Below are 12,609 nucleotides of genomic sequence, written 5' to 3' on the forward strand. Positions count from 1 at the left end.
AATCAATCGTCACCCTGACGCAACCTCTGTGTGACCCAATGGTCGTATCTGCAGCAATTGACCGGACAAAGGCTTCCCATGAGTGAAGATGCGCAAGATGTTGTACTGATCGTCGAGGATGACGAGTCGATCATGTTCGTATTGGGCGAATACCTCGCGGGCTTGGGGTATCGCGTACTCAAGGCTATCGACGGCGAGCAGGCCTTTGAAATCCTCGCTACCAAGCCGCACCTGGACCTGATGGTGACCGACTATCGCCTGCCTGGCGGCATTTCCGGAGTGCAGATTGCCGAGCCGGCGATTATGTTGCGACCGGAGTTGAAGGTGATCTTTATCAGTGGTTACCCGCAGGAGATTCTCGACTGCAACAGCCCGATCACGCGCGATGCACCGATCCTGGCCAAGCCGTTTGACCTGGATACGCTGCAAGAGCATATCCAAAGACTACTCGCCTGAAAGTGACCGTGGGGCTTCAGGCTTTTGCAGAGCCTGATCCCTACTTGAGCGCCCCCGCGAACATACACTTGCGCATTCCCCGATAACGCACTATTTACATCCTTTCATATGTTCCATGGAACGTGGTGCTTGTTTTGGACGACTTATAAGTCGCACTTCAGGATGATCTGCCTTAAGTAATAGTGATGACTGCTATTTGGCCAATATTAAGGGCTCCGAGTATCAACGGTTGCGCCTTTAATATTGCTGTTATTGACAGTGTCTGTTATGAGAGCGCACTGCTTATAGGATCGGCAGAGAAAAAACTATCCAAGGCCACTGTCGATGCGGTGCGGCGAGCAACTAAAGAAGCACCCATAAGGGGTACAAGCTATACGGCGGGTTATAAGCGGTTGATGGGGATTACAGACGACAGCCCCCAAAAGGCACTCGATATGAGTCAGGTCACTGAGTCTGGAATAGTCAACTTCAAGTATGGGCACGAGGGTGGCAATTACTTTCACACGGCCTATATCCATAAAACAGACACTGGGGAGTTGGTTTTCTATCACAGCAACTCATTTACGCTGGATGTCGCACTCGCGGAAAAAAACACGCTACCCACGGTCGTCGGCCGCTCAACCGTTTATCCGCTAGACAGTGGCAGGCTGGAAAAGCTTCAGCAGTGGCTGGTCGAGAACAAGCATGAGGTTGTTTTCACCAAGTCCAGCGTGCTGGAGGCCAATGCACGGGCGCCTGTAGCCTGATCGTTGCGCGCTGCGCGAGCATTTCTACGCAAATGCTCGCGCATTGTTTATAGGCCTCACGCCCGAATCATCTCCCGCACCTTCGCCGTCAACAGGTCAAACGTAAACGGCTTGGTGATCAACTGCATGCCCGGATCCAGGAAACCGCCGCGCACCGCCGCATGCTCGGCATAGCCGGTGATGAACAACACCTTGAGGTCCGGCCGGATCTGCCGGCCAATTTCCGCCAGTTGCCGCCCATTCATTCCTGGCAGCCCCACGTCACTGATCAGCAGATCAATGCGCTGGCTGGACTCAATAATCGGCAGCGCGCTGTCGGCATCCCCGGCCTCGACAAACGCATAGCCCAACTCGCTCAACACCTGGCTCACCAGCACCCGCACCGCCGGGTCGTCCTCGACGATCAGTACGGTCTCACCCGCATTGGCGAAGGGCAGTTGGGCAGGGTTGAGGGGCGCGTCGGCAGTGAATTCACCGATAAAGCGCGGCAGGAACAGGCTCACCGTTGTGCCTTTGCCCACCTCGCTGTGGATGATCACGTGCCCATGGGACTGGCGGGCAAAGCCGTAGATCATCGACAGCCCCAACCCGGTGCCCTGGCCGATGGGTTTGGTGGTGAAAAACGGGTCGAAGGCCCTGTTGATCACGTTTTCTGGCATCCCGCAGCCCGTGTCGCTGACGCTCAGTTCCACGTAGTCGCCCGGTGTGAGGGTGCCGTAGGCCGCCGTGAAGACGTTGTCGAGGTGGCGATTGCGGGTTTCCACGACCATCTTGCCGCCTTCGGGCATGGCATCCCGGGCATTCAGGGCCAGGTTGAGCAGGGCGCTTTCCAGTTGATTGGGGTCGGCTTCGGCGGTCCACAGTTGCCCGCTCAGTTGCATGTCCAGCGCGATGCTTTCGTTGAGGCTGCGGTGCAGCAGTTCCCCCATGGACGTCACCAACTGGTTGATCTCCACCGGTTTGGAGTCCAACGACTGCCGGCGGGAAAACGCCAGCAGGCGATGGGTCAGGCCGGCGGCGCGGTTGGCGGAGGTCACGCCCAGGTCGATCAGGCTGTCCAGATCGTCCAGGCGCCCTCGGGCCAGGCGTCGGCGCAGCAGTTCCAGGCTGCCGATAATGCCGGTGAGCATATTGTTGAAATCATGGGCGATGCCGCCGGTCAATTGGCCAACGGCTTCCATTTTCTGGGACTGGCGCAAGGCCTCTTCATTGCTGCGCAATTGCGCGGTGCGCTCCTCGACTTGCTGCTCAAGGGTTTCCAGGGTGCGTTGCAGGCGCAGTTCGCTCTGGCTCAAGTCGATCAGGCGGTCCCGGGCCTCGTACTGCCTTCTGCGCCCGCGCAGGGCGGTGGTCACCAGGCTGATCAGGGTGACGGGGTGAAATGGCCGCTCCAGCAAGGTGATGTTGCCCAGCCTGGCGCTCAAGTGGGACGAGGCGTTCTGTTCATTGCCGCCATGGTGGGTCAGCAGCACGATGGGGAGGTCTGACCAGGCCGGTTGCTGGTGCAGATAGTCCAACAGCGGCTCCAGCCCGCCCCCGTGCAGTGCTTCGGCGGCGATGATCAACAGGCCCGCGCCTTGCGCCAGCTCGTCGCAGAGCACCGGCAGGCTGGTGACGGCGGTACCGCTGAAACCGGCCTCGCTAAGCATCATCAGCGCCAGCGAGCTGTCCCGTCCCAAGGGCGCTAGCACAATCGCGCGCTCGGAAACGGCTGGCAGGCTACTCACAAGCCCTCATCCTTGAGCAACGGGTTGCCGGCCCCCATGTAGGTGGGCACCCCACGTAGTACGCCCTGAAAGGCTTCAAGGGGTTCGCCGATGGTCATGCCCTGGCTGCCGATGCGGTATTCGCGAATAGTCGATTCATGGCTGCCGGTGCGTTTCTTGATGATGGAAATGGCCCGGCGAACCTTGCCCAATGCCTCGAAGTAGCGCAGCAGAATCACCGTGTCGGCCAGGTAGGTGATATCCACCGGCGCCTGCATATCGCCCACCAGGCCGTGCTGGGCTACGGTCATGAAGGTCGCCGCGCCCCGGCGATTGAGGTAAAGCAATAGTTCGTGCATGTGTAGCACCAGAGCATTTTCCTCAGGCATGGCGGCCTGATAGCCGTTGATGCTGTCGATCACCACGGTCTTGATCTGGCGCTCATCCACGCAGCGCCGCACCCGGTGGGAAAACTCGCCCGGTGACAGCTCGGCGGCGTCCACCTGTTCGATCAACAGGTTGCCAGTGGCTTGCAGCGCGGCGAGGTCGATACCTATGTTTTTCATGCGGTCGAACAGCAGCCCCAGCTCTTCATCGAAGATAAACAGCGCGGCTTTTTTCGCCACGGGCCACTGCGGCGGCGGCGAAGATCATCGAAATCAACGATTTGCCGGTACCCGCCGGGCCGAGGATCAGTGTGCTGGAGCCGGTCTCGATACCGCCGCCCAGCAGCGCGTCCATCTCGCCAATGCCACTGGTCAGGGTCTGGCGTTTGTAGCCGCTGCGGTGCTCGGCTGCCACCAGTCGTGGGAACACGTGGATACCGCCGCGCATGATGGTGAAGTCGTGGAAGCCGCCGCGGTATTTCTGCCCCCGGTACTTCACTATCCGTACCCGGCGCCGTTCCGCGCCGTAGTTGGGGGTCAGCTCTTCCAGGCGGATTACCCCGTGGGCCACACTGTGCACGGTTTTATCCAGGGATTCGGTGGTCAGGTCGTCCAGCAGCAACACGGTGGCGTCGTAGCGCACAAAGTAGTGCTTGATCGCCAGGATCTGCCGGCGGTAACGCAATGAGCTTTGCGCCAGCAGGCGGATTTCCGAAAGGCTGTCGATGACCACGCGGGTCGGCTTGACCCGTTCCACCACTTCGAAGATCTGGCGGGTGGCTTCGCCCAGTTCCAGGTCAGAGGAGTACAACAGACTCTGCTGGTGCTCAGCATTGAGCAGGCTTTCGGGCGGTGTCAGTTCAAAGATATGGATGTGCTCATCCAGGTTCCAATCGTGGGACTTGGCGCCCTGGCGCAGCTCGCGCTCGGTTTCCGAAAGGGTGATGTACAGCGATCGTTCCCCGGCCTTGGCGCCGGCCTGGAGAAAATGCAGGGCCACGGTGGTCTTGCCAGTGCCGGGCTCACCTTCGAGCAGGAACAGATGACTACGCGATAGCCCCCCGGCAAGAATGTCATCAAGACCTTCAATGCCGGTGGCCGCCTTTACTGTGAACAGCTCTTTGGATGTAGACAAGAAGTGCCCTCGGGTCACGTATGAGTGTATGGGCGTGCCGGTTGAGGCGCGCCATATTCACTTGACCTTTGGGCTGTGGGGCGGTTCAACGTTTTCTTGCAATTGTGCTGGCCAGCACGCAGTTTTCAACGGCTGGCGCCTTTCAAAGCCCTTGCTGCAGGGCCGGATCGTCCGGATTTTGCTGTTCCAACTGCGCTAACAGCACCTGAACGTTCTGCAACTGGCCGCTTTCTTGCCAATAGTTGATCAACAGCACCCGCGCCTTGCGATTGGCGGGATGGCGCTGGACGATTTCTTCCAGTTGGCGTTGGGCGGCTTCCAGTTCTTCCTGGTCATGCAGGGTGGTGGCCAGGTCGTAGCGATAATCCTGGTTGTCGGGTTCCAGCTCCACGGCCTTGGACAGGCCCAGCAGGGCGTACTCGCGTTCGCCATGGTGCAGCAGCCACATGCCCAGGGCATGTTGTAGATAGGCCGACTCGGGGTGGGCTTGCAGTTGGGTGGCCAGCACCTGGCGTGAGTCATCGACCTTGCCCTGTTTGTCCAGCAACTCAATGCGCGCCACCACCGCCGGCAGGTTCTCCGGGTCCAGGCGCAATGCCTGTTCCAGGGCATGTTGCGCCTCTGGCAGCAGGGCGCTGTGAATGTACAGGCGTGCCAGCTGGATCCAGCCTTCAGGGCTTTCGGGCTGGGCCTTGAGATATTTCACATACTCATCCAGCACTTGCTGCAAGGGGCCGAAGTACAGGCCCAGGGTGTCGGGGGAAAGCCCCAGCAGGGCATTGGCGGCGGCAAACCGCACGCTTTGCTCGTCATCCTCGAGCAAGGGGCCGAGCAACAGGGTGCGCTGGCCGCTGGGTACCAGGCCGACGATGCTGGCAATGGCCGCCTGACGCACCTGTGCCGATTCGTGGCTCAAGTCCTTGTCGGCCAGCTTCAATGCCTGGGGGCTTGGATAATTGTGCAATTCGCTGTGCAGGGCGGCGCGGCGAGCGTCGGACAGATCTGGCCGGCCCAATTGTTGATACAGCACCCGTGCGGCGCCTGGCTCGCCGTTATGTGCCTGTTTCAGGGCCTTGGAGTAACCGTGGGCAATCGCCGGCGGGACGGACACGCTGGGGGTGCGGGAGAAATACCAAAAGATCAGTGCGACAAACAACAGGGCGCTCAGGCCGATGATCGCGTAACGGCGTGACTTTGACATGCAGGCGTCCGAAAGCTGGGCAGCTAGTGCAAAGTAGTCAGCTTCGGCCAGACACCGGCGAGTGTCAAACCCGTGTCACGTCAGTACATAGTCCACGGGCTCCAGAGGGGGCGGCAGTACGGTTTCGCCCAGTGCCGCAAGGATCTCCCGTTCCAGGGTGCGCACGATGGCATTGCAGGGCAGGTCATTTTCGTCGAAGCCGAACGGGTCCTCCAGGTCGTCGCCGATTTCATCCAGGCCAAAGAAGGTGTAGCTGACGATGGCGGTGAAAATCGGCGTCAGCCAACCCAGGGGCTCGGCCATGGCAAACGGTAGCAGGATGCAGAACAGGTAGATGGTGCGGTGCAGCAGCAGGGTGTAGGGGAAGGGCAGTGGCGTGCTCTTGATCCGCTCGCAAGCGGCCTGTACCTGGCTCAGGCCCACCAGGCGGGTTTCCAGTAGGGTGTAGCGCCAGTCGCTGATCCGACCCTGTAGGGCAGCGTCCGAGCAGCGGGCTCCCAGCGCTTGCAGAATGCTGTCGGGCAGGTTCGGGTGGCTGGACTCCACGCTTATCCACGGCTTGATGGCACGGGCCTCGTCTTCCAGGCGCAGACGCGCAACCAGGCCATGGGCAAAGCCGCACAGGCCGCGCAACAGGCCTTCGCGCTCGCCGGGCAGGGTAAAAATCTGACTTTCACGGATCAGCGAGCGGATCTCGATGACCATCTGCCCCAATTGCTTGCGGCCTTCCCACCAGCGGTCGTAGCAGGCGTTGTTGCGAAAGCTCATGAAGATCGACAGCGACAGCCCCAGCAGGGTGAACGGCGTGGCGTTGACCTTGGAAAAATAGGCTGGGTGCAGGGTTTCCACCAGTACGATCACCGAGGCCAGCAGCGTGACCAGCAGGCTGCGCAGGGCAATGCGCTTGGCAATCGAGCCCTTGAGGGAGAACAGGATGCCGAACAGGTTGGGTTTGGGGCGAACAATCATCGAGGGCTTCTTCGGTGGCGCAGGCCCTCAGATTAGAAGCTGGCAGGCAGGGCGTCCAATCGCTAGCGTTGACTGGCTGATTGTCTGGCTCTATGGGCATTAGCATCTAAACAACTGAACACCCCCTGTGGCGAGCGGGCTTGCCCGCGCTGGGCTGCGAAGCAGCCCCAATAAGCCGAATGCGGTGTATCAGATTCTCCGTAGCGGCTGGTTTTGGGGCTGCTCCGCAGCCCAGCGCGGGCAAGCCCGCTCGCCACAGACAGCAGCTCTACAGGTCGCACCATTGGCCAAACCAGTCAGTCACATTGAAAGCTTTGACCATTGTCCGTGCGCCGCTCTGGCGCCACTATTTGCGCAGCTTCACCCCGCAAAAGCACGCCCCCCAAAACAACAAAAGACACAGGGATTTGCCACGATGCGCGATTATTTGGCTGCGACCACCCAGTTCAACTACCAGCAAACCGTCGAGGCCGCACTGGCCGGCCATCTGCAAGGGCTCAATGCTTGCGTCGAATGCTGCGACCGGCACGCGCTGCCGGGGCGTATTGCCTTGTTCTGGGAGGGTAAGGATGGCCGCAGCGCCACCTCGACCTTCAGCGAGTTGCAGGATCAGGCGGCGCGTTTCGCCAACTTCCTCCTGGCTCAGGGCGTCAAGCATGGCGACAAGGTCGCTGGGCTGCTGCCGCGCACCGCTGAATTGCTGGTGACGGTGCTGGCCACCTGGCGCATCGGTGCGGTCTATCAACCCTTGTTCACCGCGTTCGGCCCCAAGGCCATCGAACACCGCTTGAACAGCAGCGGCGCGGCGTTGGTGGTGACCGACGCGGTCAACCGCAGCAAGCTGACCGAAGTTGCCGATTGCCCGACTATCGTCACTGTGGCCGGCGCCAAGGGCGAAGGCATTGTGCGCGGGGATTTCAGCTTCTGGGCCGAGCTGGCCAACTATTCGAATGTCTGCGAACCGGTATTGCTGGGTGCCGATGATCCGTTCCTGCTGATGTTCACCTCCGGCACCACCGGCCCGTCGAAAGCCCTGGCCGTGCCGCTCAAGGCCCTGGTCGCGTTCCAGAGCTACACCCGCGACGCCGTGGACCTGCGCCCTGAGGATGCGTTCTGGAACGTGGCCGATCCGGGCTGGGCCTACGGCATCTATTTCGGGGTGACCGGGCCGTTGTCCATGGGCCACCCAATCACCTTCTACGATGGTCCGTTCACCCTGGAAAGCACCTGCCGGGTCATCAATAAGTACGGGATCACCAACCTCACGGGGTCGCCTACGGCCTACCGCCTGCTGATCGCCGGTGGCGAGCAGTTTGCGCGTTCGATCAAGGGCCGGCTGCGCATCGTCAGCAGCGCCGGCGAGCCGCTGAACCCGGAAGTGATCCGCTGGTTCGCCGACAACCTGGGTGTGACTATCCACGATCACTACGGCCAGACCGAGCTGGGCATGGTCCTGTGCAACCACCATGGCCTGGAGCACCCGGTGCATGTCGGCTCCGCAGGTTTTGCTTCGCCTGGGCACCGCATTGTGGTGCTGGACGACAACTATCAGGAACTGCCCGCCGGCCAACCCGGCATCCTCGCCATCGACCGCGAGCAGTCACCGATGTGCTGGTTCGCCGGCTACGACGGGGTCAAGACCAAGGCCTTTGTCGGCAAGTACTACTTGAGCGGTGACACCGTGGAGTTGAACCCCGATGGCAGCATCAGCTTTGTCGGGCGCAGCGACGATGTCATCACCACGTCCGGCTACCGCGTGGGGCCATTTGATGTGGAAAGCGCCTTGGTCGAACACCCCGCCGTGATTGAAGCCGCCGTGGTCGGCAAACCGGACGCGGAGCGCACCGAGCTGGTCAAGGCCTTCGTGGTGATCAACAGCCAGTACCGTGCCGACGCCGCGCTGGCCGAGGAGTTGCGCCAGCACGTGCGCAAGCGCCTGGCGGCCCACGCCTACCCGCGGGAAATCGAATTTGTCAGCGACTTGCCCAAGACCCCGAGCGGCAAGCTGCAACGGTTTATTTTTGCGTAACCAGGAAATCGCCAAGGTCCAGGCAGCGACCACGGCTTGATCCCTCTTCAAGGAAACAATGATGCAGATTGAAAACAAGGTCTTTATGGTCAGCGGCGGCGCTTCGGGCCTCGGCGCGGCCACCGCCCAAATGTTGGTGGCGGCGGGCGCCAAAGTGATGCTGGTGGACCTGAATGCCGATGCCGTGGCGGCCCAGGCCGCTGAATTGGGCGCACAGGCGCGTAGCGTGGTGGCGGATATCAGCCAGGAAGCGGCCGCCGAAGCGGCAGTACAGGCCACCGTTACGGCGTTTGGCGCTTTGCACGGGCTGGTCAACTGCGCAGGCGTAGTGCGTGGCGAGAAAATTCTCGGCAAGAACGGGCCACATGCCTTGGCCAGCTTTGCCCAGGTGATCAACGTCAACCTGATCGGCAGCTTCAACCTGTTGCGTTTGGCGGCGGCGGCCATTGCTGAATCCGAGGCCAATGCCGAGGGTGAGCGCGGCGTCATCATCAACACCGCATCGGTGGCGGCCTTTGACGGCCAGATCGGCCAGGCAGCCTATGCGGCTTCCAAGGGTGCGATTGCCAGTTTGACGCTGCCAGCGGCGCGGGAGCTGGCGCGCTTTGGTATTCGCGTGATGACCATCGCCCCCGGTATTTTCGAAACGCCGATGATGGCCGGCATGACCCCAGAGGTACGCGATTCCCTGGCGGCCGGCGTGCCCTTTCCGCCACGTTTGGGCAAACCGGCCGAATACGCTGCGCTGGCCCGACATATCATTGAAAACAGCATGCTCAATGGCGAGGTGATCCGTCTTGACGGTGCCTTGCGTATGGCGGCCAAGTAAGGAGGTTTTGTCATGACCCAGCTCCACGATCCGATTGTTATTGTCAGCGCCGTACGCACGCCCATGGGCGGGTTCCAGGGCGAACTCAAGAGCTTGACCGCGCCCCAATTGGGCGCCGCCGCGATTCGTGCCGCCGTCGAGCGCGCGGGTATTGCCCACGACGCCGTGGATGAAGTGTTGTTCGGTTGCGTACTGCCCGCCGGTCTCGGCCAGGCCCCGGCACGCCAGGCCGCCCTGGGCGCTGGCCTGGACAAATCGACCCGCTGCACGACCCTCAACAAAATGTGCGGTTCGGGCATGGAAGCGGCGATTCTCGCCCATGACTCGCTGCTGGCCGGCAGCGTGCAGGTGGTGATCGCCGGGGGCATGGAGAGTATGTCCAACGCCCCGTACCTGCTGGATCGGGCGCGTAGTGGTTACCGCATGGGCCATGGTCGGGTTCTTGACCATATGTTCCTCGATGGCCTGGAAGACGCCTATGACAAGGGCCGCCTGATGGGCACCTTTGCCGAGGACTGCGCCGAGGCCAACGGCTTTACCCGTGAGGCCCAGGATGCCTTTGCCATTGCCTCGCTGACCCGTGCCCAACAGGCGATCAGTGCCGGTCGCTTCAGTGCCGAGATTGTCCCGGTGCAGGTCACCGTGGGCAAGGAACAAAAGACCATCACTGACGACGAGCAGCCGCCCAAGGCGCGCCTGGACAAGATCGCCACCTTGAAGCCGGCGTTTCGCGAAGGCGGCACGGTGACGGCGGCCAACTCCAGTTCAATTTCCGACGGCGCGGCGGCCTTGCTGATGATGCGTCAGAGCGAAGCGCAAAAACGCGGGCTCAAGCCTCTGGCAGTGATTCATGGCCATGCAGCGTTTGCCGATGAGCCGGGGTTGTTCCCGGTGGCGCCGGTGGGGGCGATCCGCAAGCTGCTGAGCAAGACCGGCTGGAACCTGGGTGATGTGGATCTGTTCGAGATCAACGAAGCGTTTGCCGTGGTCAGTCTGGTGACCATGAGCAAGCTGGAAATTCCCCACGACAAGGTCAACGTCCACGGAGGCGCGTGCGCTCTGGGGCATCCGATTGGCGCATCTGGCGCGCGTATCCTCGTGACCCTGCTGTCGGCCCTGCGCCAGAAAGGGCTTAAGCGCGGTGTGGCGGCCATCTGCATCGGCGGCGGTGAAGCCACGGCCATGGCCGTCGAGTGCCTGGATTAAGGAATTCTTATGTTGCCCAATGACGAACAACTGCAAATCAGCGATGCAGCCCGGCAATTTGCCCAGGAGCGGCTCAAGCCGTTCGCTGCCGAGTGGGACCGCGAACATCGCTTCCCCAAGGAAGCCATCGGCGAAATGGCCGAACTGGGCTTTTTCGGCATGCTGGTGCCCGAGCAATGGGGCGGTTGCGACACCGGCTACTTGGCCTATGCCATGGCCCTGGAAGAAGTCGCGGCGGGGGGATGGGGCCTGCTCGACCATCATGAGCGTGCACAACTCGGTGGGTTGCGTGCCCATCCTCAAGTTCGGCAATGACCAGCAGAAAGAGCAGTTTCTCAAGCCCCTGGCCAGCGGCGCGATGCTCGGCGCGTTTGCCCTGACCGAGCCCCAGGCCGGCTCCGACGCCAGCAGCCTGAAGACCCGTGCGCGCCTGGAAGGCGATCACTATGTGCTCAACGGCTGCAAGCAGTTCATCACCTCCGGGCAAAACGCCGGGGTGGTGATTGTGTTTGCGGTGACTGATCCTGCGGCGGGCAAGCGTGGGATCAGCGCGTTTATTGTGCCCACGGATTCGCCCGGCTATAAGGTGGCGCGGGTCGAGGACAAGCTCGGCCAACATGCGTCCGACACCTGCCAGATTCTGTTTGAGGATGTGCGGGTGCCGGTGGCCAACCGCCTGGGCGAGGAGGGCGAAGGTTATCGGATTGCCCTGGCCAACCTGGAAGGCGGCCGCGTGGGTATCGCCTCGCAATCGGTGGGTATGGCTCGTGCGGCGTTTGAAGCGGCCCGGGATTACGCCCGTGAGCGCGAGAGTTTTGGCAAGGCTTTGATCGAGCATCAGGCCGTGGCGTTTCGCCTGGCCGATATGGCCACCCAGATCGCCGTGGCCCGGCAGATGGTGCATTACGCCGCCGCCCTGCGCGACAGCGGCAAACCGGCCCTGGTGGAGGCGTCCATGGCCAAGCTGTTCGCTTCGGAGATGGCCGAGAAAGTCTGTTCTGCCGCCTTGCAAACCCTGGGTGGATACGGTTACCTGAGCGACTTCCCGCTGGAGCGGATCTACCGTGATGTGCGGGTCTGCCAGATTTATGAAGGCACCAGTGATATTCAGCGCATGGTTATTTCGCGCAATCTTTGAAGAGGAACGGATCGATGAGTTACCAAACCATTTTGCTTGAAGTCCAAGGCCGCGTCGGGCTGATTACCCTCAATCGCCCCGAGGCGTTGAACGCCTTGAACGCGCAACTGGTCAGCGAAGTGAATCAGGCCCTGGACAGCCTGGAAGCCAATCCCGAGATCGGCTGCATTGTGTTGACCGGTTCGAAAAAAGCCTTTGCCGCGGGTGCCGATATCAAGGAAATGGCGGATCTGACCTACCCGCAGATCTACCTCGACGACCTGTTCAGCGACAGCGACCGTGTAGCCAACCGCCGTAAGCCGATCATTGCGGCGGTCAACGGCTTTGCCCTGGGCGGTGGTTGCGAGTTGGCGTTGATGTGCGACTTCATCCTGGCCGGCGACAACGCCAAGTTTGGCCAGCCGGAAGTCAACCTTGGCGTGCTGCCGGGCATGGGCGGCACCCAGCGCCTGACCCGTGCGGTGGGCAAGGCCAAGGCCATGGAAATGTGCCTGACCGGGCGTTTTATCGATGCGGTGGAAGCGGAACGTTGCGGCATCGTTGCGCGGATCGTGCCGTCGGACGAACTGTTGGCAGAGGCCCTCAAGGTCGCTGCGCTGATTGCCAGCAAATCGGTGCCCATCAGCATGATGGTCAAGGAAAGCGTCAACCGCGCCTTTGAAGTCAGCCTGTCGGAAGGCGTGCGCTTTGAACGCCGGGTGTTCCACGCCGCCTTTGCCACTCAGGACCAGAAGGAAGGCATGGCGGCGTTCGTGGCCAAGCGCGCTCCGGCATTCGTGGATAAGTAAAACAACAGGCCCGGTCACGG

The 12,609-nt window shown here is 61.4% G+C and carries 8 protein-coding genes and 3 pseudogenes; 7 read left to right on the forward strand and 4 right to left on the reverse strand.

Annotation, left to right across the window (positions count from 1 at the left end; genetic code table 11):
• Positions 1-78: 78 nt before the first annotated feature.
• Positions 79-456 carry a response regulator gene (locus tag JTY93_RS12105; RefSeq protein ID WP_169997032.1) on the forward strand — a complete coding sequence of 126 codons (378 nt, stop codon included), beginning with the start codon at positions 79-81 and terminating at the stop codon, positions 454-456.
• A gap of 185 nt (positions 457-641) precedes the next feature.
• Positions 642-1,202, forward strand: coding sequence for a DUF8038 domain-containing protein (locus JTY93_RS12110; protein ID WP_205477121.1), 561 nt, complete (start codon positions 642-644; stop codon positions 1,200-1,202).
• A gap of 56 nt (positions 1,203-1,258) precedes the next feature.
• On the opposite strand, the gene JTY93_RS12115 is transcribed toward JTY93_RS12110, so the two are convergent.
• The 4 genes and pseudogenes from JTY93_RS12115 to JTY93_RS12130 form a co-directional block, all read right to left on the reverse strand.
• Entirely contained in the window at positions 1,259-2,929 is a 1,671-nt protein-coding gene (locus tag JTY93_RS12115) for an ATP-binding protein (protein WP_205477122.1), read from the reverse strand.
• Positions 2,926-4,429, reverse strand: a pseudogene (locus JTY93_RS12120) (ATPase domain-containing protein). The gene JTY93_RS12115 and the pseudogene JTY93_RS12120 overlap by 4 nt, the downstream one beginning before the upstream one ends.
• Before the next feature lie 142 nt (positions 4,430-4,571).
• Positions 4,572-5,630 (reverse strand): tetratricopeptide repeat protein, encoded by a 1,059-nt coding sequence (locus JTY93_RS12125; protein WP_205477124.1) that lies wholly within the window; start codon positions 5,628-5,630, stop codon positions 4,572-4,574.
• Between the two features lie 75 nt (positions 5,631-5,705).
• Positions 5,706-6,599 carry a bestrophin family protein gene (locus tag JTY93_RS12130; protein ID WP_205477125.1) on the reverse strand — a complete coding sequence of 298 codons (894 nt, stop codon included), beginning with the start codon at positions 6,597-6,599 and terminating at the stop codon, positions 5,706-5,708.
• 415 nt (positions 6,600-7,014) lie between these two features.
• Here JTY93_RS12130 and JTY93_RS12135 point away from each other — a divergent pair.
• The 5 genes and pseudogenes from JTY93_RS12135 (at position 7,015) to JTY93_RS12155 (ending at position 12,589) form a co-directional block, all read left to right on the forward strand.
• Positions 7,015-8,668 (forward strand): annotated as a pseudogene (locus JTY93_RS12135) (AMP-binding protein).
• 21 nt (positions 8,669-8,689) lie between these two features.
• Complete coding sequence (locus JTY93_RS12140) at positions 8,690-9,457, forward strand: SDR family NAD(P)-dependent oxidoreductase (RefSeq protein ID WP_205477127.1); 768 nt, start codon at positions 8,690-8,692, stop codon at positions 9,455-9,457.
• 12 nt (positions 9,458-9,469) lie between these two features.
• A complete protein-coding gene (locus tag JTY93_RS12145) occupies positions 9,470-10,663 on the forward strand; it encodes an acetyl-CoA C-acyltransferase (RefSeq protein ID WP_205477128.1) in 1,194 nt (397 codons plus the stop codon).
• A 9-nt stretch (positions 10,664-10,672) separates the two neighbouring features.
• Positions 10,673-11,801, forward strand: a pseudogene (locus JTY93_RS12150) (acyl-CoA dehydrogenase).
• 14 nt (positions 11,802-11,815) lie between these two features.
• Complete coding sequence (locus JTY93_RS12155; protein ID WP_169997012.1) at positions 11,816-12,589, forward strand: enoyl-CoA hydratase; 774 nt, start codon at positions 11,816-11,818, stop codon at positions 12,587-12,589.
• Positions 12,590-12,609: the final 20 nt, after the last annotated feature.

It is taken from the genome of Pseudomonas hygromyciniae (genome assembly GCF_016925675.1).
Taxonomy (GTDB): domain Bacteria; phylum Pseudomonadota; class Gammaproteobacteria; order Pseudomonadales; family Pseudomonadaceae; genus Aquipseudomonas; species Aquipseudomonas hygromyciniae.